Genomic DNA, 21,047 nt, shown 5'->3' on the forward strand with positions numbered 1-21,047 from the left:
CGGCGGCCCCGCACCTTTCCAGCAACGGTGGGGGGCCGCCGTCGTTCCCCGCTACCTCCCCAATCTCGCAAGCTCGATTGGGGCCCCTCGGTAGCGTGGGCCCAGCTAGGGAGGTTGTGGGGACTCAGCCGGCCAGCCAGATGTCCGGGCCGAACACCTCGTAGTGGATCTGCGTGGCGGGAATGCCGGCGTCGATGGCCTCGTTGCGGATGTTCTTCATAAAGGGCAGCGGGCCGCACAGGTACAGGGATGCGTTGGCCGGCAGGTCGACCTCACGCAGCGACATAAAGCCTTCCCGCGCGCCCGCCTGAGGCTGTTCCAGCCACAGCTGCAACTCGGCTCCGTCCAGGCGCTCGACGTCGTCCGTCATCTGGCTGCGCAGCGCCCAGTTCTCCAGCGAGCTTTCCGCATGGAGCACCAGTACCTGCCGGTCGGAGCCGGCCTCTGCCAGTGAGCGCAGGATCGAGGCGGTGGGGGTGCAGCCGATACCGGCGGAAGCGAGCACCACCGGACCTTCCCCGTCCTTGAGGGTGATTTCACCGTAGGGGTTGGAAATCTCCAGGATGTCGCCAACCTGTACGTTGTTGTGCAGTACTGGTGAGACTTCGCCGCCGTCGTCCAGTTTGGTGGTGAAGCTGCGGCTGGTGCCGGCCTCGCCGGACAAGGAGTACTGGCGCACCTGGCGGAGGCCTTCCGGCAGGACCACCTTGACGCTGATGTACTGGCCTGGAAGGGCCGGCGTCACCGGGGTTTCGTCTGCCGGTTCAAGAGTGAATGTCATGGACCCGGCACCAGCGGGAGTTTTCGCGGCCACCCGCCAGGGCATCCACATCTTGTCGTTGGCCTGGCCTGCGTACAGCGCCCTCTCAAGCTTGATCAATGCGTCTGCCATCAGCCAGTACACCTCCGTCCAGGCTTCTGCGATTTCGGGCGTGATGACGTCCGCCAGGTCGTCGGCGATGGCCGCGAACAGGTGCTCGTAGACCACTTGGTACTGCGGCTCCGTAATGCCCAGTGAAGCGTGCCTGTGGGCGATGCGGGACAGGACCGTTTCGGGGAGGGTTCCGGGGTTGTTGACGAGGTGCGTGGCGAAGGCCGCGATGCTGCCCGCCAGCGCCTGCTGCTGGTTGCCCGAGCGCTGGTTGGAGCGGCTGAAAACCCCATTCAGGAGTTCGGGGTGCGCGGCGAAGAGCCGCTGGTAGAACTTGGGCGTGATGGCGCCGATGCGGGAACCAACGAGCGGCAGCGTGGCCTCGATGACAGGGCGGGATTTGTCCGAGAGCATAGGAACTCCTGAGGTAGCGGCCGGGGCCTTCGTCCGGCCTTAGCGAATACCAGCATTCAAAATGCGTGTATTCATATCCCAAGTTCTACACCCTGTAGAAGTTGCAATCAAATCACTCGGGCGGGTCGCGACATATGGAAGATTCCGGGTCGCGGCAGCCTGTGGACCCGCGGCTTACAGCCCGGGCCGGAGGCCGATCATTTCGAAGACGGGGTCCATTTGCCGGGACACGGGAAGGTCCGCGATTACCACGTTGTCGAGTTCGCGGTAGAAGGCTTCGCGGGCCCGCGACAGGGCGGAGCGGAGCTTGCACTCATTGATCAGGGGGCAATCGCCGCCCGGAGCCACGCACTCGGCGGCATCCGTCCGGGTATCGAGTTGCCGGAGTATCTGTCCCACCGTTGCAATCCGTCCGGCATGGCTCAGCCGGGAACCGCCGGTCCGGCCCCGCTCCACCTCGATCAGCCCGAGGTTCCGAAGCTTTGCCATCGCCTTGCTGACGTGGTTATAGGGCGTCCCCACACTGTCGGCAACGTTTTGTGTGGTGAGCAGGGTGCCGCGGGGAGCGGCGGCCAGCACCATGAGGGCCCGCAGGCTCACGTCGGCAAAAGCGTTGATTTTCATGGGCCACGTCCCGGTCTAGTCCACCCAGATGGTGGGCTCGCTGGCGTCTGCCGCAAGTTCGCCGAACTCCCACGTCCGGTTCCCGGCATCGGGGGAGTACGGCAGCACGGCCGCGAAGACCTGGCCGTCGCGGTGCTCGGTGGCAACATGGATGGCGTCTGACTCTTCCTCCACCAGGAGGATGTCGCAGACTACCGCGGCAGCCCGGAAATCTTCCCGGTTCTGCCGCAGCAGCGCGGTGAGGTCGCTGATCATGCCGTCGGCGTCGAAGTCGCCGTCGGAACCCTCTTCAGCGTCCGCCGGCGAGACGGCAACCATGCGGACTTCGCCGTCGGTCTGCACCGTCAGGGCGAAGGGCAGGAAGCCCCCGTTGCGCTGGAGCTGCTCCTGGGCGGCGCTGATACCCGTACCCAAGAGGTTCTCAAGGTCCGTAGCAGTGCTTTCCGGGACGGAGTCGCGCCAGGATGCCTGCCCTCCGGTACCTGGTGCGGCCTCCAGTCCTTTGTCCTCGGCCATGCGGAGGCTAGGCCCGGACGATCGAGAGGACGTGGTCGCGGATCCGCTCCATGGTGGAGCGGCCCGTGGCCTCGACGTTGAGCCGGAGGAACGGTTCGGTATTGGACGGACGCAGGTTGAACCAGTAGCTGCCGTCGTTGGCCGTGAACGTGCTGCCGTCCATTGTGTCGATGGTGAGGTCTTCGCCCTCGAATGCGAGCCGTACCCGCTCCACGGCTGCCGCCTTGTCTTCGACTTCGGAGTTGATTTCACCGGATGAGACGTACGGTTCGTACTCGCGGCCCAGCTCGGACAACGGCCCGTCCTGCTCGCCGAGGGCTGCCAGGACGTGCATTGCGGCCAGCATGCCTGTGTCCGCGTTCCAGAAGTCACGGAAGTAGAAGTGGGCTGAGTGCTCTCCGCCGAACACCGCTCCTTCCTCTGCCATGACTGCCTTGATGAAGGAATGGCCGACGCGCGTGCGGACTGGCCGGCCGCCGTCGTGCTCCACCAGTTCCGCCACAGCGCGGGAGGTGAGGAGGTTGTGGATGATTGTGGGGGTTGTTTCGCCCAGGGCCTTGGCGCGGGCAATTTCGCGCCGGGCCACCATTCCCGTTATGGCCGACGGCGAGACGGGCTCACCCTTCTCGTCGATGACGAAGCAGCGGTCGGCGTCGCCGTCGAAGGCCAGGCCGATATCTGCGCCGTGACGCACCACTGCTGCCTGCAGGTCGCGGAGGTTCTCCGGCTCCAGCGGGTTGGCGGGGTGGTTGGGGAAGGAGCCGTCAAGCTCGAAGTACAGGGGAACGATGTCCAGGGGCAGCTTGGGGAGCAGGGCGTCGCCCAGGACTGCCGGGGTGGTCAGGCCGGCCATGCCGTTGCCTGCGTCCACCACTACTTTCAGGGGGCGTGAGCCGGACAGGTCCACCAGCTTGCGCAGGTACTCGGCATAGTCCTTGAGGACGTCGCGGACGCTGATCTGGCCGCGCTGTTCAACGGCGGGGATGGAGCCGGTGTTGAGGTACTGCTCGGCGAGCGCCTGGACGTCCTTGAGGCCGGTTTCGGAGGAGATGGGCACGGCGCCGGCTTTGGACATCTTGATGCCGTTGTAGCCGGCGGGGTTGTGGCTGGCTGTGAAGGTGGCACCGGCACGGTTGTAGAAACCGCAGGCGAAGTAGAGCTCATCGGTGGAGATCAGGTCCAGGAGTTCGACGTCGGCGCCGCGGGCTGCTGCACCATTGGCGAACGCCTTGCTGAACTCGGGGGACGAAGGGCGCATGTCGCCGCCCACCAGGATGGTCTGTCCCTGGAGCTGCAGGATGTCCACAAACGCGGCCCCCACGGCTTCGACGATTTCGGCCGTGATCGACTCGCCCACGATGCCGCGGACGTCGTACGCCTTGAAGGATGCCGAGAGGTCAAAAGTCGCTGTCTGTTCGCTAGTCACGGGCTTTATCTTACGTGGACGGTGGAGGTCCCTGTGGAGGGCCGGTCGAGCCGCTGTATGTGACGCTGGCTCCGGGAGGTGCCGCAGCCCCGTATTTCCACATAGCGCCCTTGCCCGGCGCCGGGTGTCAGGGGCGGCTGGGATACTGAATCAATGGTCGATAACCAGTACGCAACAGCAACTTCAGAGCCTGCCCCGGATTTTGACGGCTTGCCGGGCGCTGCACCGTCCGGCGCCCCCGTTTGTGCTTCCTCAACCTCCGGCGAAGCACTGGCGGTCCTCCGCGAGCTCGTGGGGCATCCGGAAGCTGCCTTCCATGAGGGACAGTTCGAGGCCATCGAGGCGCTGGTGGACGGCGGCCGGAGGGCTTTGGTGGTCCAACGCACCGGCTGGGGCAAATCGGCCGTCTACTTTGTGGCGTCCCTGCTGCTGCGCCGCCGCGGAGCCGGGCCCACGCTTATTGTCTCGCCGCTCCTGGCACTGATGCGGGACCAGGTGGCCGCCGCCGCCCGCGCCGGGGTGCGTGCCGTTGCCATCAACTCCGCCAACCAGCTGGAGTGGGACAGTGTTCGTGAACAGCTCGCCGCAGACCAGGTGGATGTCCTGCTGGTCTCCCCTGAACGGCTCACCAATCCCTCTTTCCGCGAAACCCAGCTGCCGGAGCTGATCCGCCGCACGGGCCTGCTGGTGATCGATGAAGCGCACTGCATTTCCGACTGGGGCCACGACTTCCGCCCTGACTACCGCCGCATCGCGGACCTGATCACCCAACTACCGGATTCCGTTCCGGTGCTGGCCACTACGGCCACGGCCAACTCACGGGTGGTCCATGACATCGAGGAGCAGCTGGGGGACGGGGTGCTCACCATCCGCGGTTCCCTGGGACGTGACTCCCTGCGGATGGGTGTCCTGTCTTTGCCGGACTCGAAGCAACGACTGGGCTGGCTGCTGACACACCTGGCTGATCTTCCCGGCAGCGGCATTATCTATACCCTTACCGTGTCCGCGGCCGAGGACACCGCGCGGCTCCTCGCCGAAGCCGGCCACCACGTGCTGGCCTATACCGGCCGGACGGACCCGGCGGACAGGGAGCGTGCCGAGCAGCTGCTGAAGGACAACCAGGTCAAAGCCCTGGTGGCCACCTCGGCCCTGGGGATGGGCTTCGACAAACCGGACCTGGGTTTTGTGGTCCACCTCGGGGCGCCGTCGTCCCCGGTGGCGTACTACCAGCAGGTGGGCCGCGCGGGTCGAGGTGCCGCCAACGCCGACGTCCTGCTGCTGCCGGGCGCCGAGGACCGGGACATCTGGCAGTACTTTGCCACTGCTTCCATGCCGTCCGAAGAAAAGGCCGCGGCAGTCCTCACCGCCTTGGGTGACGCCGGAACGGCGCTCTCCACGGTTGCCCTGGAGGCGCGCGTGGACCTCCGGCGTACTCCGCTGGAACTGCTGCTCAAGGTCCTGTCTGTTGACGGCGCCGTGGAAAGGGTGGGCGGCGGGTGGCGGGCCACCGGGCAGCCTTGGGTCTATGACGCCGAGCGGTACCGGCGGATCGCCGAGGCGCGTGTGGATGAGCAGGACTCCATGGTGATCTACCAGGACACCGCGGGGTGCCGGATGGAATACATCACCTCCGTCCTCGATGACGAAACCGCTGCCCCTTGCGGCCGGTGCGACAACTGCGCCGGCCGGTGGTTTCCGGCAGAGATCGCGGAGGCGGCTACGGAGGCCGCCAGCCAGACGCTCAGCCGCGCAGGCGGCGTCCTGGAGGCCCGCTTGCAGTGGCCCAGCGGTATGGACCGGCTGGGCGTTCCGGTCAAGGGAAAGCTCAAGCCGGGGGAGGGGCTCGCGGAAGGCCGTGTCCTGGCAAGGCTGACCGACCTCGGCTGGGGTGGCGCACTGCGGGAGCTCTTTGCCGCGGGAGCTGAGGACCGGCCGGTGGATCCGGGCATGCTTCAGGCCTGTGTGCAGGTCCTGAAGGAGTGGGGTGCCGGGGACAGCCGCACGCCGGGATGGAGCGGCGTTGGCAGGCCGGCCGCCATCGTCAGTATTCCCTCCCGGAGCAAGCCGCAACTGGTGGAATCCCTGGCCCGGGGAATTTCAGAGATCGGGCGGATCCCCTACCTCGGCGGGTTGGAGTTCGCACACGGCGGTCCCACCGGGGGCCGCGGCGGCAACAGCGCCTACAGGCTGGCCGGTGTTTGGGACCGTTTAGTGCCGGGGCCTGAGCTTGAAGCCGCACTGGGCGGCCTCAACGGCCAGACGGTGATGCTGATTGACGACCTGGCGGACAGCCGGTGGACCCTGACGGTCGCCGGGCGGGCGCTCCGGCAGGCGGGGGCGGGAGCCGTCCTTCCGCTCGTGCTGGCCCAGGCGGGCTGACCCAAGGGCTGATGTGCCGGGGCCGGGTAAGGGCCGGCTGTTGTTAGCCGCCTGTTGTTACCCGCCTGTTGTTATCCGCCGGTTCAGACCCGCTGCGCCTTGCGCTGGCTGACTTCCGCCCCGGCGTGGCGTGGCAGGAAGAGGCTGTCTGCGGTGCTTGCGAGCATCAGCACCGTCATGGCGAGGAAAGCCCCGCGGAAGGGCCCGGCGGAGTCGTCAGGGAAGGTGCTGAGCCCGTCGAACACCCGGATCAGCAGGGCGCCCACTGCAATGCCTGAACCGGTGGCGAGCTGCACCAGGGTGGCGGACACCGAGTTCGCGGACGTCAGCTGCGCGGGCGCGATATCCGCGTACTGCACTGAGGCATAGGCGGAGAAGCCGATGGAGCGGAAGGCGCCGCTGCAGACCAGTAGGGCGAACGTCAGGGGCTGCGGCGTGTCCGGGGTCAGCAGGGCGCAGAGGGCGAACGTCGCCGCTGAAGCGAGCGATGCGAACACCAGCATGGCCCGGAAACCGAAGCGCCGGATCAGCGGTGTTGTGGCCGGCTTGATGCCGATGTTGCCGATAAAGACGGCCGCCACCATGGCCCCGGCATGCAGCGGGGACCAGCCGAAACCTGCCTGGAACATCAGCGGCAGGAGGAAGGGAACTGAGCTGATGGTCAAGCGGTAGGCAAAACCGCCGGTGGCCATGGCCCGGAACGTACGGGTGCGGAATACCCCGAGATCAAAGAGCGGATGAGGGGTCCTGCGCATCCACAGGACTGCGCAGGTAAGGAATACCAGGCCCAATCCGGCACTCAAGGCGGCCCAGGCGGCTTCAGGGTGGGTGCTCACCAGTTCGAGTCCCACTACCACGGCGCCCACGCCCAGCGTGGTGAGGAGCAGCCCGAGCCAGTCCAGCCGCCGGTCCCGGTCACCTGCCACTGACGGGACCAGCCGCAGGGCGGCGATGAAAGCAGCAACACCCAGCGGGAGGTTGATCAGGAAGATCCAGTGCCAGGACAGATACGTGGTCAAGGCCCCACCCACCAGCGGAGCAAGAACAGGTGCCAGGAGCCCGGGCCACACCAGGAATGCCGTAGCGCGGAGCAAGTCTGCTTTGGGCGTGCCGCGCAGGACAAGGAGGGTGCCCACCGGAACCATCATGGCGCCGCCGAACCCCTGCGCAACCCGGCTGAGGGTCAGCAGGGTGAGGTCCTGGCTCAGTGAACACGCCAGCGAAGCAAGGGTGAAAATGGCGATGGCCAGGCAGAAAACCCGGCGCGCGCCGAGCCGTTCCGCCAGCCAGCCGCTGAACGGAATGCCCATGGCAACCGTCAGTAGGTAGGCCGTCATGGTGATGTTCACGTCCGCGGCCGGCACCTGGAAGTCGGCGGCAATGTTCGGGATGGCCGTGGTGAGGACGGTGCCGTCGAGGAACTCCATAAAGAACGTGGCGGCCACCAGCAGTGCCAGGCGGGGACTCCATGCCTGGCTGGTGCCGGGCGCACTGTCCTCGGTGTTGCTTGCTGCCATCTGCCCATCCTCCCACCGCCCCGGCCTGCGGAACTTCTGGTGTCCGTACCCCGGACGGGAGGAAGACAACGGCCCGCCTTGCGGTCCAGGGGAAACGCAAAAGGCCCCGGTCCAGGACCGGGGCCAAACGCGGAGACGGGGGGATTTGAACCCCCGGTGGAGTTGTGCCCCACACTTCATTAGCAGTGAAGCCCATTCGGCCGCTCTGGCACGTCTCCAATTGCTATTCCTAGCCCACCAAGGATACGCAGATCCGGCCATCCAGCGCAAAACGGGCCGCCAGGAACTCCCAAGCAGCAGGCCAAGGACAATTTCACCGGCGAAATACAGGTTGCCCGGGCCGTACCATCCGGATTTCACGCAGGTTTTCCCATTCCGGGATCACGTCGGCGGCCCCGTCGGGGGCAAAACCGAAGTGCCCGTAAAAACCGATGGCCTGCGCATTGTCCGCCGCCACCCACAGGCTCGCTGCCTCTCCGTCCAGCGCTGCCTCGAGGAGCCGCCGTCCCAGGCCCAGCCCCTGGTGCGACGCCAGCAGGTACAGCCCCCAGAGTTCCAGGTCCCCGGACGACGGCGGCGCGAACCCGTGCAAAGAAGCTCCCGGCTCCCGGCGGACGCCCGAAAAACCCACTACAGTTCCGGCATCGGTGGCCACCCAGGCGTCTGCCGGCCGGTCGGCTCGCAGCAGATGGTGCCAGAGCCGCAGCCGGTCTGCAGGATCCACTGAGGCAAGGAATTCCTCAGACAGCATGCCGCGGTAGGTCTCCTGCCAGCAGCGGACGTGGACCTCCGCCAGCTGCTCCACGTCACCGGCCGCAGCCCGCCGCACCAGCAGTGCCAAGGCTACGAGGCCCCGCCAGCTAGCGCCTTCCACAGGAAATGCTGGCTTCGGGCTTGCAGGGCGGCTGCCTGCCGGTTGTCTGACGCTCCGGCGTGACCGCCCTCGAGGGCTTCGTGGAACCAGACGTTGGGGATGCCCATGGCCAGCATCCTGGCAGCCATCTTTCGTGCCTGCACCGGGCCCACCCTGTCGTCCGAGGTAGCCGTCCAGATAAACGTCTCCGGGTACTCCACCCCGTCCTTGAGCAGGTGGTACGGGGAGAACGTGCGGATGTACTCCCACTGCTCCGGCACGTCCGGGTCGCCGTACTCGGCGATCCAGGAGTGGCCGGCGGAGAGCCTGGTGTAGCGGCGCATGTCCAGCAGCGGCACGCCGCAGGAGACTGCCCCAAAGAGCTCCGGGTATTGGGTCAGCATGTTTCCCACCAGCAGGCCGCCGTTGGATCCGCCCACGCAGCCCAGCCGTTCCGGTGAGGTGACGCCGCGCGAGATGAGGTGCCGGGCTACGGCTGCGAAGTCCTGGTACGCCTTGTGCCGGTTTTCCTGCAGGGCCGCCCGGTGCCAGGAGGGCCCGTATTCGCCGCCGCCGCGGATGTTCGCCACCACGTACACGCCGCCGCGGGAGTGCGGCGCATCCCCGTTGGTGCCGGCGGACAGGGACGTGCGGCGTTCCAGCCAGGCCCTTCCCACCGTGCCGCTGTAGGCGGGAGTGCGGGAGACCTCGAAACCGCCGTAGCCGGACAGCTGCGTCGGGTTCTGCCCGTCCAGTGCCAGCTCCCGCGATGCCACCTGGAAGTAGGGAACCCGGGTGCCGTCGTCGGACACGGCGAAGTGCTGCTGCACTTCATAGTTCTCGTCGGCAAAGAACGACGGCGACGTCTTCACCACGGCGTGCCGGCTCACCACTCCACTGGTCCCGTCAGCGGCGCGCTCCAGGGTGCCCCGCATCAGCGTGCTGGGGGTGGTGAAGCCCGTGGCGACGAGCCAGAAGTCGTTGCCCGCACCGCCGTCGGCCTCGTCTTCGTCGTCCACGGCGTAGGCGTTGACGTCGTGCAGCGGCGGGCAGGCATCAAGCAGCGAAGACTCCCAGGCCGCCTCCGCTGATGAGCCGGGCCGGGAAGGATCAAGCACCCGGATCTCGGAGGAGACGTCCTTCAGGAGGTTCAACAGCAGGAAACTCCGGGTCCAGCTCCAGGACTGCAGGGATGTGTTGGCGTCGGGGGTGAACAGCACGGAAACGTCGCGTGAGCCCGCCAGGTAGTCCTCAAACGGCGCAGCGAGGAGCGAACCGGCCGGATACGTGACGTCGTCGAGCGCCCAGTCCTGCTGGGGCCGGAACAGCAGCCACTCGCGGTGGGCGCTGACGTTGACGTCGGTGGGAACATCGATCACCACCCAGGAGCCATCCCGCAGCACGGCGTTGCTGCGGTTGTAGAAATCGATGTAGTCAACCGCGAAGGTCCGTTCGAAGCCAGGCGTCGAGTCGTGCGCAACCACGGCCATCATGTGGTTCTCGGGCACCTCGAAGAGGCGGGGAGCATCCGGCAGGGAGCCACCGCGCTTGAGGGTGACGGCGGTACGGGCGTAGGAGGAGGCTGTCCGCGGAAGTCCATCAGCGGTGGAGGCGACCAGCAGCGTGTCCGCATCCAGCCATGAAACGTTGCCCTTCGCCGTCGGCAGGTCAAAGCCGCCCTGTGCCGGGTCCACGAAGGTCCGCGTTTCGACGTCGAATTCCCGGTACCGGTTGGCGTCGCCGCCGTCCGGGGACAAAGCCAGCAGCGCATGCCGGTACGGTTCACCGTCGGCCGGACGGAGGAAGGTGGCGCCGTGGAAGACCCATTCTTCGCCTTCAGCAGCGGAGAGGGCGTCGACGTCCAGCAGGACGTCCCATTCCGGGGCATCGGTGCAGTAGCTCTCCCATGTGGTGCGGCGCCAGAGTCCCTTGGGGTTCTGCTGGTCCTTCCAGAAGTTGTAGTACCAGTCGCCGCGCTTGCCCACCATGGCGATCCGGTCGGTGGAGTCAAGCACCTCCAGGATGCTGCCCTCCAGCTGCACATAGTCGGCGTCTTCCAGCAGGTCCTCCGTGCGGGAGTTCTGCTCCTTTACCCAGGCAAGCTGTTCCTCGCCGTAGATGTCCTCAAGCCAGACGTTCTCGTCTGTGGGCTCGGGCGCGATGCCTTGGGGATCGGTGCCGGATGAGTTGCCGAAACCGGGGGCGGGCGCTGGATCAGCTGCAGTGGTGGTCATGCGCCCCATCCAAACAACATCGGCAGACGGCTGGCAAGTCAAGCGCCGGGCGCATAGTTTCTTTCCAGCCCGTACGCTGGATGCCGTGGAAATAACGCAAAGCATCCGGACGGCCATCATCGGGGCAGGTCCGCGGGGCACCAGCGTCCTGGAACGCCTGCTGGCCCGTTGCGCGGCGCAGGCCGGTTCCGGCCCGGTGCGTCTCCACATCGATGTGGTCGATCCCTATCCCGCAGGCCCCGGGCACGTGTGGCAGCCGCAGCAGTCCCGGCTGTTCCTGATGAACACACAGTCGTTCTATCCCACCCTGATCCCCGAGGACCCTGACCTGGCGCGGCCCCTCGCCGGCACCACCTTCGAACAGTGGCGGGCCCGGCAGCGGCGCAACCCCTCTCCCTCGCTCAGCGAGGAAGAGCTCGCAGAACTGGCCGTCCTGGAGGCCAGCCATTTCCCCAGCCGTGCGCTCTACGGCCGATACCTCCGCGGCATTGTGGAGGAGCTGACCGGCAACCTGCCCGACGGCGTCAGCATCGACTTCCACGAAACGACCGCCTTGTCGGTGCGCCCCTCGGGGGACGGAACGTTCGACGTCGGCCTGGCCACCGGAACGACCCTGCACACCGGCTCCGTGGTGCTGGCCCTGGGCCACATCCCATCCCGGCTGAACCCGGAGCAGAGGGAGCTGCAGGCTGCCGCGGAGCACTTGGACTTGCAGTACTTGCCGCCGGCAGTGCCGGCCGACGTGGACTGGTCCCGGATCCCTTCCGGCGAACCGGTGCTGGTCAGGGGTATGGGCCTGAACTTCTTCGACACCATGGTCCAGCTGACCGAGGGCCGGGGCGGAAAATTCCTCAGCAACGGCACGGGGCTCCGCTACGAGCCCTCGGGCCAGGAACCGCACATCATTGCAGCCTCCCGGCGCGGAACCCCCTATCGTGCCAAAGCGGCCCTGAACGGCTACTACCCGGAGTCGGTCACGCTGCGGTACTTCACGGAGGCGGCGCTGGAACGCTTCCGCACCGCTGGGATCCGCCCGGCCTTCGACCATGACCTCTGGCCGCTCCTGCACCGGGATGCGCTCTGGGCGTACTACTCCACCCTGGTGCGCTCGCAGCCCAACGCCGTACCTGACTCCGCGGCTTTCCTCGCCGCCCTGGACGAGGCCCTCCACCCGCACGCCCACAGCGCGGTGAACTGGGAGGACAGCGTGGAGAGCGTCCTGGCTGTCCACGTGGGCCCCCGGCACCGGCTGGACCTGCCGGCGCTCGCCGCCCCCCTGGCCGGACGCTCGTTTGCTTCGCGCGCCGAACTGGATGCCGCCGTCGTGGACTACCTGCTGGACGATGCCCGCCGGTCCGCGCTCGGCGAGGACGACCCCGTGAAGATGGCCATTGGGGCACTCCACCACGGGCGCGCTGTCCTGAAGACAGCAGTGGCCGACGGCGGCATCACCGACGAATCCTGGGTGGCGGGACTGCGTGGCTGGTTCGAATCATTCGTGGAGGGGCTGGCCAGCGGGCCGCCCGCCCTGCGCGCCGAGCAGCTTGCCGCACTGGCGAGGGCAGGCGTGGTGAGCTTCGTGGGGCCCGACCCCAAGTTCGCGGTGGACCGCCGCAACCGCACCTTCACCGCCTTCTCGCCCTGGGTCCATGATGGCCCGGTAACGGCAAAGACCATGGTGGAGGCACTGGCGCCAGGCAACAGGATCTCCGCCAATGACTCGCCCGTCCTGGAGCAGCTGCTGGCGGACGGGCTGGTGCGTCCGCGCCTCATGATGACCGTGGAGGGCGCCCCGGTGCAGTCCACCGGCCTGGATGTTGTGCCGCATCCCTACCGCCCCCTGGCAGCTAATGGTTCCGTCACGGAAGGGCTATACGTGCTGGGACTCCAGCTCTCCTCGGTCCAGTGGGGGACCGCTATTGCCGCCGAGGCCTTCCAGCCCGGCGGGCCGAACTACCGCAGCGGCCAGCGGACCCTCCGCGACGCCGACGAAATCGCCGGCGCCATCCTGGGCTCCTGACCCTGGAGTTTTTGGGCAGATAGATCAGGGTCCGAGGCCTCCCAAGGCCGCATAGCTGGACAAAACCCGGGGCTGCGTGAGGACGTGGATCTGTAACACTGTGGCACTCCGGGCAGAAATATTTTGACCAATTCGTCGGGCCTTGCCCGCGTTGCGGCCGCTGTGACTTGCGCCGCGGCTCTCGTGCAGCACGGGTCCGGCCGCCCGCATGCAATGTTCGTTGCGCCCTGAAGTCGGGGCGGGACATCACGTGGCCGTCTGTGACCTTGCGTGGCCGGGTTTCCTTACCGTGCATTAACCGGTATTTCGGTATGCGGCGTTGCGTGTCCCAATGTGTCAGCAGGCAACCGCATGGAACGTCCCGTGACGCGGCACGTCCTGCAATTTCCCCGGATTTCCTGCGGTTAACCCGCCTCTTCTGCCCCGGATTCTTTCCTGTTCTAGTTGTCCCCACGGCCACCCCGGCCCGGATCCCCAACCGCACCGGACCCAACTGAACCGGTCCCCAATGAACAGAAGAAAGAACAGCGCCATGAAAATCGGACTCTTCCCCAAACGGCCCCGCCCCGCCGCAGGCGTGGCAGCAGCCATCGCTGCCGCCTCGGCTATCATGCTGGCGCTGTCCGGATGCGGCGGCCCCGCCACTGCCCAGCCGGGGGCACAAAGCGGCCAGGAAACAAAGAAGGTCCGCTACCAGGGCTCGCCCAACAGCGTTGCGCTCATCGAGGTGGCCGAAGACCTCGGCTACCTGGGCGACGTCAAGCTCGAATGGGTCAGCAACACCACCAGCGGGCCCCAAAGCATCCAGTCCGTCGCCACCGACCAGACGGATATTGGCGGAGCTTTCACCGGCGCTGTGATCAAGCTGATCGAGGCCGGCGCCCCGGTCCAGGCGGTCATCAACTACTACGGCGAGGACAAAGACACCTTCACGGGGTATTACGTGGAGGAAGGAAGCCCGATCAAAACCCCCAGGGACCTGATCGGCAAGAAGATCGCCGTCAACACCCTCGGCGCCCACCACGAAGCGGTCATCACCACCTACCTGAAGAACAGCGGGCTCACGCCCGAGGAGATCAAGCAGGTGCAACTCGTTGTGGTGCCGCCGAACGAAACCGAGGTGGCGCTGCGCAAGAAGCAGGTGGACGTGGGCACCCTGGGCGGTGTGCTCCAGGACCGAGCGCTCGCCGAGGGCGGCATCCGGGCCCTGTTCACCGACGTCGGGGTCATTGGGGGACCGTTCGACGCCGGCCAGTATGTCCTGCGCAAGGACTTCATCGCGAAGAACCCCGAAACCAGCCGCACCGTAGTGACGGGCGTGGCCAAGGCCATCGAATGGGAGCGCACCACCCCGCGGGAGCAGGTGATCGCCAAGTTCGAAGAGATCATCGCCAAGCGCGGCCGGAATGAGAGCACCGAAGCATTGAAGTACTGGAAGAGCGTGGGTGTGGCCTCACCCGGCGGACGGATCCAGGACCAGGACTTCACCCGGTGGGAGGACTACCTGAAGTCCGCCGGGATCATCAACGGCGCCCTGGACACCGCAAAGCTCTACACCAACGAGTTCAACCTGCTGGAAACCTCCGCGCCGGCAGCAACTTCCAAAGGATAAAGATGACTCCCAAAATCAGCCTCCAACACGTGACCAAGGAGTTTGCCGTCCGCCAGGCCAAGGGCCAGGGCAAGGGCAAGGCAGGCCGGCGGCCGGCGGAACCGTCCGTCCTGACAGCGCTGTCCGATCTCAGCCTCGACGTTGCCGCCGGCGAATTCCTTACGCTGGTGGGCCCCAGCGGTTCCGGCAAAACAACCCTCCTGGACCTGCTCGCCGGGCTCTCCAGCCCCACGTCCGGAACCGTACTGGTGGACGGCAAGCCTGTGACGGGCCCCGGCCAGGACCGCGCCGTCGTTTTCCAGCAGTACGCCCTGTTTCCCTGGCGCACGGCATCGGCCAACGTCTCCATAGGGCTGGAGAACACCGGGCTGTCCAGGAAGGAGCGGGCCGCCACGGCGAGCGAATTCCTGGACCTCGTGGGCCTGGCCGGGTTCGAGGACCGGTATCCGCACGAACTGTCCGGCGGTATGAAGCAGCGAGTGGCCATCGCCAGGAGCCTCGCCTATGAGCCGGACATCCTCCTGATGGACGAACCCTTCGCAGCCCTGGACGCCCAGACCCGCGAACAGCTCCAGGACGAGCTCCTGCGGATCTGGAAAGCCACGGGCAAAACCATCGTGTTCATCACGCACGGGATCGATGAGGCCGTTTACCTCGGCCAGCGGGTCGCAGTGCTCAGTGCCCGTCCGGGCCGGCTCAAGGAAATTGTCGACATCAACATCCCAGACCGGGACGGCGACGGGGACATCCGCTCCCACCCCGCCTTTGTGGAACACCGGCACCAGGTCTGGTCCCTCCTGCACGACGAGGTCCGCCTGGCACAGGACTCCGGCCACCGGAAGATCCTTCCGGACGGCACCGCACCCGACGAAGAGCCCGCTGAAAGGAACGCTGCCTGATGAGCGCACTGCTGACCCAACCGCACACGGCGGCCGCCGCCGTCGACCCTTCCCGCCCTGCGGAACCATCACCCGGCACACCCGAGCAGCGTACGACGCCGGCAGCCAGGTGCACTGCCCTGGCAAACCTCGCCGCACGGGCGGGCTGGAAGTCCCTTGCCGTGGTGCTGTTCCTCGCCTTGTGGGAATTCGGCCCTACTTTCCTGGCCGCCCCGGCCACCAGGGTGTTCCTTCCGCCGCTGCATGAAGTCCTGGCCGCCGGCGCCCGGCTGGTGGATACCGGGCAGCTGCAGAGCCACCTCCAGGCAAGCCTGACCCGCTCGGTGTCCGGCTTCACCATCGCAGTGGTGTCCGCCGTGCTCTTGGGACTCCTGATCGCCTGGTACGGCTGGCTGAACTCGTTCCTGAACCCGCTCCTGGAGCTCTTCCGCAACACCGCAACCCTGGCACTGCTCCCGGTGTTCACCCTGCTGCTGGGCATCGGCGAGGAATCCAAGATCACCATCGTGGCCTACGCCGCGTTCTTCCCGGTACTGCTGAACACCATCGCCGGTGTCCGGACAGTGGACCCGCTGCTGATCCGGGCCGCCAGGTCCCTGGGGCTGGGCAGCTTCCGGCTCTTCCAGAAGGTGATCCTGCCCTCCGCCGTGCCAACGATCTTCACCGGCATCAGGATGGCCGGCACGTCATCCATCTTGGTGCTCATCGCCGCGGAGATGGTCGGCGCCAAAGCCGGCCTGGGCTATCTGATCGTCAATTCCCAAATGAGCTTCCTGATCCCGGACATGTACGCCGGCATCCTTACGGTCTCCGTGCTCGGGCTGCTGGTAAACGTCCTGCTCGTGGCACTGGAACGGCACTTCTCCCGCTGGCGCACCGCCGTCGGCTCCGGCAACTGACCGCCAACCCAATCAACTGAACCAACCGCACTGAAAGGCAAGGAACCACCATGACCGTCATCACCGAAACCAAACTCGAATTCACCAAACTTGGCGCCCGCATCGGTGCCGAAATCCGCGGCCTGGACCTCAGCGCCGAGCTTAGTGACGACACGATCGCCCAGATTCGCGAAGCTCTAAACACGCACAAGGCGCTGGTGTTCCGCGAGGCCAACATCGGCACGGACGAGGACCAGGTCCGCTTCGCCAGCCGCTTCGGCCCGCTCACCAAGGCACACCCCACCGTAGCGTCGGTGGACGGCAAGCCGGCGGTCCTGCCCGTTGACAGCGAGAACGGCAGCGCGAACAACTGGCACACGGACGTCACGTTTGTGGTGAACCCTCCGCAGGCCTCCACCCTGCGCAGCATCACCTTGCCGGCATACGGCGGGGAAACCCTGATCGCGTCATCCGCCGGGGCTTACCATGACCTGCCCGACGAGCTGCGGAACTTCGCCGACACCCTCTGGGCCATCCACACCAACGACTACGACTACTCAGTGCCCAAGAACCTGGAGCACGCCAACGCGGACGAGCGGCGCAAGGAGTTCACCCGGATCCACTTTGAAACCGCCCACCCGGTGGTGCGCGTCCATCCGCTGACGGGGGAGCGCGGGCTGTTCATCGGCGGGTTCGCCCAGCGCCTGCGGATCGTGGGGCTGTCCAACACCGAATCCAAGGACATCCTCCGCATTCTCCAGGCCTACATCACGCGTCCGGAGAACGTGGTGCGGGTGAACTGGGAGCCGGACCAGCTGGTGCTGTTTGATAACCGGATCACCCAGCATTACGCCCCGGACAACTACGACCGCCAGCCGCGCACGCTGAACCGGGTCACCATTGCCGGCGATATTCCGGTGAGTGTGGACGGCCGCAGCAGCACGGCCATCAAGGGCGACTCGTCCGCATATTCGGAAACCGTGGTGCTCCCCTAAAACCCGGAGCTTTTGTCCAGATCTACAGGGCGGAAGCTGTCAGTGCTTGGGGTGACGGCCGGAACAGCATGTGCCGGCCATCGCACAAAAGAATACCGGCCGGTAGCTTAACGCAAGCTCCGGCCGGTATTTTTAGGGCGGTGTGTCAGGCAGAGGGGCTGGAGATCACCTTGAACATGCCGCCTGTGGGATCGGCAAGTTGCGCCACCCGGCCGAAGTCGCTGTCCGCCGGTCCGTCAAGGAGTGTGCCGCCCATGGCCAGGGCACGCTCCACCGTGGCGTCGGTGTCCTCAACGGCGAAGTACACCTGCCAGTGGGAAGGAACCTCGCCGGGCAGGTATCCGGAAGCATCCATGATTCCCGCCTGCGCCGTTTCGCCCGAGCCCAGGGTGGTGTACCGGAACTCGGGAGCATCACTCATAACGCTCGTCTGCCAGCCGAAGGCTTTTTCATAGAACGTCACAGCGCCCTGGTAATCCTTGGTGTGCAGCTCGTGCCAGGCGGGCGCCCCGGGTTCTCCCGCGACTTCATAACCGCGCATCTCCCGGCGCTGCCACGCACCCACCGACGCCCCGCTAGGGTCGCCGAACATGGCCATGATTCCCTGCGCAGGGACGTCCATGGGCTCCATGTGGACCTGGCCGCCGTTTGCGGCCACCGAAGCTGCAGTGGCTGCGGCATCGTCAGTGCACAGGTACGTGGACCACATGTCCGGGAAGCCGGCCTGGTCCTCCTGCTTCTGCATGATCCCGGCCACCATCTTTCCGTTCCGTGACGCGGTGATGTAGCCGCCGTAAAGTTCCTGGTCGCCGGACTGGAACTCCCAGCCGAAGAGTCCGCCATAGAACTCCCGGGCTTTTGTGGCGTCCGAGGTGATCAGGTCAATCCAGCAGGGGGAACCGGGTTTGATGTCGGGACTGGGCATAAGGATCTCCTGGTGAGGTAGGTGCTCTGATGGCCGGTCCGGAGCGATCGTCAATTCCGGACGGGACACCACGAGGCTATGCGCAGGCTCTGACAGTGGCAATGGTTCGCCCCGCACCAGGCTCCGCAGGGAAAAACGAAGGACCCCTGCCGGCCAGCATGCTGGCGGACAGGGGTCCCAATCGCGGAAGGTAAGAGATTCGAACTCTTGGTACGGGGTTACCGCACACTAGTTTTCAAGACTAGCTCCTTCGGCCGCTCGGACAACCTTCCTCGACTAGTAGTGTTTCATAGGCACTTGCCTGCAACAAAACAGAGGCGAAGAAGGTGTCCGGTGCACACTGGTTGCAGCGAGTATTGAGTCAGAAACGGGAGTGTTCCATGAAAGCCGTCTACATTTCGGAACCGGGCGGCCCGGAGGTCCTGGAGGTCCGCGAAACGGAGGCTCCGGTACCCGGGCCGGGGGAGGTGCTGATCGACGTCGTCGCCGCCGGCCTGAACCGGGCGGACGTGCAGCAGAGAAGGGGCTTCTACCCGCCGCCGCCCGGTGCTTCGGAAATTCCCGGCCTCGAGGTATCCGGCCGGATAGCCGGATTCGGCACTGGCGTCAGCAAACCCTTTTCCCTCGGTGACAAGGTGGTGGCGCTGCTGGCCGGCGGCGGCTACGCCCAGCAGGTGGCCGTTCCTGCCGAGCAGGTCCTGAGGGTTCCGGACGGCGTGGACCTGGTGACGGCCGCGTCCCTGCCGGAGGTGGCCGCCACGGTTTACTCCAACCTGGTGATGACCGCCCAGCTCCAACCCGGAGAAACCGTCCTGATCCACGGCGCCACCGGCGGGATCGGCACCATGGCCATCCAGCTGGCCAAGGCGCTGGGCGCCAAGGTGGCAACAACGGCAGGTTCGGACGAAAAAGTGGGAACGGCGAAGGCTTTCCTCGGCGCGGACATCGCCATCAACTACGCGGAGGAGGATTTCCCTGCGAGCCTCCGCGAGCAGAACGGCGGGCGCGGTGCGGACGTGATCCTCGACGTCGTCGGCGCCAAGTACCTCGCCCAAAATGTGGACGCACTCGCCGACTACGGGCGGCTGGTGGTGATCGGCCTGCAGGGCGGCACGAAGGGTGAACTGGACCTGGGCCAGCTGCTGAAGAAGCGCGCCGCCGTGGTGGCCACCGCGCTCCGGCCCCGCCCTGTCGAGGAAAAGGGTGCCATTATGAACGCCGTCCGCGACGCCGTCTGGCCCATGATCACTGACGGGCGGATCCGCCCGCTGGTGGCCAAAACCTTCCCGCTGGAGCAGGTCCAGGCTGCCCACGCCTACTTCGACAGCGGCGATCACGTAGGCAAAATCCTCCTGCTGCTCTAGGCAGGCGGGGTCCGGGCCCTAGGTTTAGATACTGAGTATTGCCCAAACGAAACTAGTCGGTTAGGCTCGGGCCTATACGCGGTATGCACGGGCCATTGGGGGACCGTGCGAACTGCCGCCCAGACCAAGGAGCACCATGTCCATCCGCCACAGCCTCCTCGCCCTGCTGCAGGACCAGCCGCGCTACGGCTACCAGCTGCGGGTCGAGTTCGAAAGCCGCACCGGTGCCACCTGGCCACTGAACATCGGGCAGGTGTACACCACGCTGGACCGGCTGGAACGCGACGCCCTGGTCACCAAGGAAGGCGACGACGGCGACGGCCACGTGGTCTACAGCATCACCGACGCGGGCAAAGCTGAGGTGAATAACTGGTTCGCGGCGCCGGTGGAGCGGAACAACCCGCCCCGGAACGAGCTCGCCATCAAGCTTGCGCTCGCCGTGACGTTGCCCGGTGTGGATGTCCAGGCCATCATCCAGGCCCAGCGTGCCGCGTCCATGCGGGCGCTGCAGGACTACACCAAGGCACGCCGGGACACCACCGCCAACCAGCGCGCCGGCGATACTGCCTGGTTGCTGGTCCTTGATTCCCTGATCTTCCAGACCGAAGCGGAGGTCCGCTGGCTGGACCTCTGTGAGGCCAGGATGGTCCAGCAGGCGCAGTCCGCCGGGCCGGGCCAGGCACGCAAAACGTCCAACGGGGTCACGGAAGACGCCGCCCCGCTCAACGCGGACAGCCGCCGGTGAGCGTCCAGGGACCGCAGCAGGTCCTGGAACTCGCGAAGGTCAGCAGGACGTTCGGGGAAGGCGCGACGGCGGTCGCCGCCCTCCGCGATGTGGAGCTCACCATCAAGGCGGGCGAGTTTGTCGCGGTGATGGGGCCGTCAGGGTCCGGCAAGTCGTCCCTCCTGGCGCTGGCCGGGGGACTGGACCGCCCGACGTCGGGCGGTGTCTTTGTGGAATCCACCCCGCTGGCGGGACTGGGGCTGAACGAACTGGCGCGCCTTCGCCGCCGTGCCGTGGGCTATGTCTTCCAGGACTTCAACCTGGTGCCCACCCTCACGGCGGCCGAGAATGTGGCGCTGCCGCTGGAACTGGACGGCACAGCCTGGAAAAGGGCCCGCCGGCAGGCACTGGATGCCCTGCGGCAGGTGGGAATACCGGAACTCGCGGACCGCTTTATGGACCAGATGTCCGGCGGGCAGCAGCAGCGGGTGGCCATCGCGCGGGCCGTGGTGGGACAGCGCCGGCTGATCCTCGCCGACGAGCCCACCGGGGCACTTGACTCCACCACGGGCCAGGGGGTGATGGAAGTTTTGCGCGCCCGCGCTGATGCCGGGGCCGCCGTGATGCTGGTGACCCACGAGGCCCGGCATGCAGCCTGGGCAGACCGGGTGGTGTTCCTGCGTGACGGGCGCATCGTGGACCAGGCAGCGGCCATGCACGATCCCGCCATGCTCCTGGCCCAGGCAGGGCTCTGATGCTTGATCTCGCTCCCACGAGGACTCGGCGACGAAGCAGT

The 21,047-nt window shown here is 66.4% G+C and carries 17 protein-coding genes and 2 tRNA genes; 9 read left to right on the top strand and 10 right to left on the bottom strand.

The features are described from left to right. Nucleotides 1-124 precede the first annotated feature (124 nt). The 4 genes from FNL14_RS10465 to FNL14_RS10480 all read right to left on the bottom strand — a co-directional run bounded on the left by FNL14_RS10465 (nt 125) and on the right by FNL14_RS10480 (nt 3,851). Nucleotides 125-1,285 carry a globin domain-containing protein gene (locus tag FNL14_RS10465; protein ID WP_142059821.1) on the bottom strand — a complete coding sequence of 387 codons (1,161 nt, stop codon included), beginning with the start codon at nt 1,283-1,285 and terminating at the stop codon, nt 125-127. Between the two features lie 174 nt (nt 1,286-1,459). Beyond that, nucleotides 1,460-1,909 carry an Rrf2 family transcriptional regulator gene (locus FNL14_RS10470; protein WP_091422173.1) on the bottom strand — a complete coding sequence of 150 codons (450 nt, stop codon included), beginning with the start codon at nt 1,907-1,909 and terminating at the stop codon, nt 1,460-1,462. A 15-nt stretch (nt 1,910-1,924) separates the two neighbouring features. After that, nucleotides 1,925-2,425, bottom strand: coding sequence for a hypothetical protein (locus tag FNL14_RS10475; protein ID WP_142059823.1), 501 nt, complete (start codon nt 2,423-2,425; stop codon nt 1,925-1,927). A 7-nt stretch (nt 2,426-2,432) separates the two neighbouring features. Beyond that, a complete protein-coding gene (locus FNL14_RS10480; RefSeq protein ID WP_142059825.1) occupies nt 2,433-3,851 on the bottom strand; it encodes a phosphomannomutase/phosphoglucomutase in 1,419 nt (472 codons plus the stop codon). 153 nt (nt 3,852-4,004) lie between these two features. Between FNL14_RS10480 and FNL14_RS10485 the strand changes: the two genes are divergently transcribed. Continuing rightward, nucleotides 4,005-6,230, top strand: coding sequence for an ATP-dependent DNA helicase RecQ (locus FNL14_RS10485; RefSeq protein ID WP_255470783.1), 2,226 nt, complete (start codon nt 4,005-4,007; stop codon nt 6,228-6,230). A gap of 83 nt (nt 6,231-6,313) precedes the next feature. Here FNL14_RS10485 and FNL14_RS10490 read toward each other — a convergent pair whose 3' ends face one another. From FNL14_RS10490 to FNL14_RS10505, 4 genes are all read right to left on the bottom strand, one after another. Next, on the bottom strand, nt 6,314-7,747 hold the full coding sequence (locus tag FNL14_RS10490; protein ID WP_142059827.1) for an MFS transporter: 1,434 nt from the start codon (nt 7,745-7,747) through the stop codon (nt 6,314-6,316). 130 nt (nt 7,748-7,877) lie between these two features. Then, nucleotides 7,878-7,965: transfer RNA gene (locus FNL14_RS10495), tRNA-Ser, on the bottom strand. 95 nt (nt 7,966-8,060) lie between these two features. After that, nucleotides 8,061-8,621 carry a GNAT family N-acetyltransferase gene (locus FNL14_RS10500; RefSeq protein ID WP_255470784.1) on the bottom strand — a complete coding sequence of 187 codons (561 nt, stop codon included), beginning with the start codon at nt 8,619-8,621 and terminating at the stop codon, nt 8,061-8,063. Beyond that, nucleotides 8,591-10,834 (bottom strand): prolyl oligopeptidase family protein, encoded by a 2,244-nt coding sequence (locus FNL14_RS10505; protein ID WP_142059829.1) that lies wholly within the window; start codon nt 10,832-10,834, stop codon nt 8,591-8,593. Before FNL14_RS10505 ends, FNL14_RS10500 begins: the two co-directional genes overlap by 31 nt. An 85-nt stretch (nt 10,835-10,919) precedes the next feature. On the opposite strand from FNL14_RS10505, the gene FNL14_RS10510 reads away from it, so the two are divergent. The 5 genes from FNL14_RS10510 to FNL14_RS10530 all read left to right on the top strand — a co-directional run bounded on the left by FNL14_RS10510 (nt 10,920) and on the right by FNL14_RS10530 (nt 17,238). Next, entirely contained in the window at nt 10,920-12,854 is a 1,935-nt protein-coding gene (locus FNL14_RS10510) for an FAD/NAD(P)-binding domain-containing protein (protein ID WP_142059831.1), read from the top strand. Between the two features lie 532 nt (nt 12,855-13,386). Further along, the gene (locus FNL14_RS10515; RefSeq protein WP_142059833.1) at nt 13,387-14,466 is read left to right on the top strand and encodes an ABC transporter substrate-binding protein; all 1,080 of its coding nucleotides are present in this window, start codon (nt 13,387-13,389) and stop codon (nt 14,464-14,466) included. Between the two features lie 2 nt (nt 14,467-14,468). Then, nucleotides 14,469-15,365, top strand: a complete 897-nt coding sequence (locus FNL14_RS10520) for an ABC transporter ATP-binding protein (protein WP_142059834.1) — start codon at nt 14,469-14,471, stop codon at nt 15,363-15,365. Continuing rightward, the gene (locus tag FNL14_RS10525) at nt 15,365-16,264 is read left to right on the top strand and encodes an ABC transporter permease (RefSeq protein WP_142059836.1); all 900 of its coding nucleotides are present in this window, start codon (nt 15,365-15,367) and stop codon (nt 16,262-16,264) included. Before FNL14_RS10520 ends, FNL14_RS10525 begins: the two co-directional genes overlap by 1 nt. A 50-nt stretch (nt 16,265-16,314) precedes the next feature. Beyond that, on the top strand, nt 16,315-17,238 hold the full coding sequence (locus FNL14_RS10530) for a TauD/TfdA family dioxygenase (protein WP_142059838.1): 924 nt from the start codon (nt 16,315-16,317) through the stop codon (nt 17,236-17,238). A gap of 145 nt (nt 17,239-17,383) precedes the next feature. Here the strand turns inward: FNL14_RS10530 and FNL14_RS10535 are convergent, their stop codons facing one another. Both FNL14_RS10535 and FNL14_RS10540 read right to left on the bottom strand, forming a co-directional pair. Next, the gene (locus FNL14_RS10535) at nt 17,384-18,163 is read right to left on the bottom strand and encodes a VOC family protein (RefSeq protein WP_142059840.1); all 780 of its coding nucleotides are present in this window, start codon (nt 18,161-18,163) and stop codon (nt 17,384-17,386) included. Between the two features lie 184 nt (nt 18,164-18,347). Then, nucleotides 18,348-18,435 (bottom strand) — tRNA-Ser (locus tag FNL14_RS10540). Between the two features lie 108 nt (nt 18,436-18,543). Here FNL14_RS10540 and FNL14_RS10545 point away from each other — a divergent pair. The 3 genes from FNL14_RS10545 (at nt 18,544) to FNL14_RS10555 (ending at nt 21,006) form a co-directional block, all read left to right on the top strand. Continuing rightward, nucleotides 18,544-19,527, top strand: coding sequence for an NAD(P)H-quinone oxidoreductase (locus tag FNL14_RS10545; RefSeq protein WP_142059843.1), 984 nt, complete (start codon nt 18,544-18,546; stop codon nt 19,525-19,527). Nucleotides 19,528-19,663: 136 nt separating this feature from the next. After that, the gene (locus FNL14_RS10550; protein ID WP_091422203.1) at nt 19,664-20,272 is read left to right on the top strand and encodes a PadR family transcriptional regulator; all 609 of its coding nucleotides are present in this window, start codon (nt 19,664-19,666) and stop codon (nt 20,270-20,272) included. Then, nucleotides 20,269-21,006: an ABC transporter ATP-binding protein gene (locus tag FNL14_RS10555; RefSeq protein ID WP_091422206.1), complete on the top strand. Its 738-nt coding sequence runs from the start codon at nt 20,269-20,271 to the stop codon at nt 21,004-21,006. Before FNL14_RS10550 ends, FNL14_RS10555 begins: the two co-directional genes overlap by 4 nt. Nucleotides 21,007-21,047 lie beyond the last annotated feature (41 nt).

The organism is Pseudarthrobacter sp. B4EP4b, assembly GCF_006680095.1.
Classification (GTDB): domain Bacteria; phylum Actinomycetota; class Actinomycetes; order Actinomycetales; family Micrococcaceae; genus Arthrobacter.

Excerpts from the sequence above, each read along its gene's own strand:
- FNL14_RS10530 (WP_142059838.1), top strand. The coding sequence starts at position 16,315 with ATGACCGTCATCACCGAAACCAAACTCGAATTCACCAAACTTGGCGCC.
- FNL14_RS10525 (WP_142059836.1), top strand. The coding sequence starts at position 15,365 with ATGAGCGCACTGCTGACCCAACCGCACACGGCGGCCGCCGCCGTCGAC.
- FNL14_RS10475 (WP_142059823.1), bottom strand. The coding sequence starts at position 2,425 with ATGGCCGAGGACAAAGGACTGGAGGCCGCACCAGGTACCGGAGGGCAG.
- FNL14_RS10535 (WP_142059840.1), bottom strand. The coding sequence starts at position 18,163 with ATGCCCAGTCCCGACATCAAACCCGGTTCCCCCTGCTGGATTGACCTG.
- FNL14_RS10550 (WP_091422203.1), top strand. The coding sequence starts at position 19,664 with ATGTCCATCCGCCACAGCCTCCTCGCCCTGCTGCAGGACCAGCCGCGC.
- FNL14_RS10465 (WP_142059821.1), bottom strand. The coding sequence starts at position 1,285 with ATGCTCTCGGACAAATCCCGCCCTGTCATCGAGGCCACGCTGCCGCTC.
- FNL14_RS10485 (WP_255470783.1), top strand. The coding sequence starts at position 4,005 with ATGGTCGATAACCAGTACGCAACAGCAACTTCAGAGCCTGCCCCGGAT.
- FNL14_RS10505 (WP_142059829.1), bottom strand. The coding sequence starts at position 10,834 with ATGACCACCACTGCAGCTGATCCAGCGCCCGCCCCCGGTTTCGGCAAC.
- FNL14_RS10520 (WP_142059834.1), top strand. The coding sequence starts at position 14,469 with ATGACTCCCAAAATCAGCCTCCAACACGTGACCAAGGAGTTTGCCGTC.
- FNL14_RS10470 (WP_091422173.1), bottom strand. The coding sequence starts at position 1,909 with ATGAAAATCAACGCTTTTGCCGACGTGAGCCTGCGGGCCCTCATGGTG.
- FNL14_RS10490 (WP_142059827.1), bottom strand. The coding sequence starts at position 7,747 with ATGGCAGCAAGCAACACCGAGGACAGTGCGCCCGGCACCAGCCAGGCA.
- FNL14_RS10545 (WP_142059843.1), top strand. The coding sequence starts at position 18,544 with ATGAAAGCCGTCTACATTTCGGAACCGGGCGGCCCGGAGGTCCTGGAG.
- FNL14_RS10515 (WP_142059833.1), top strand. The coding sequence starts at position 13,387 with ATGAAAATCGGACTCTTCCCCAAACGGCCCCGCCCCGCCGCAGGCGTG.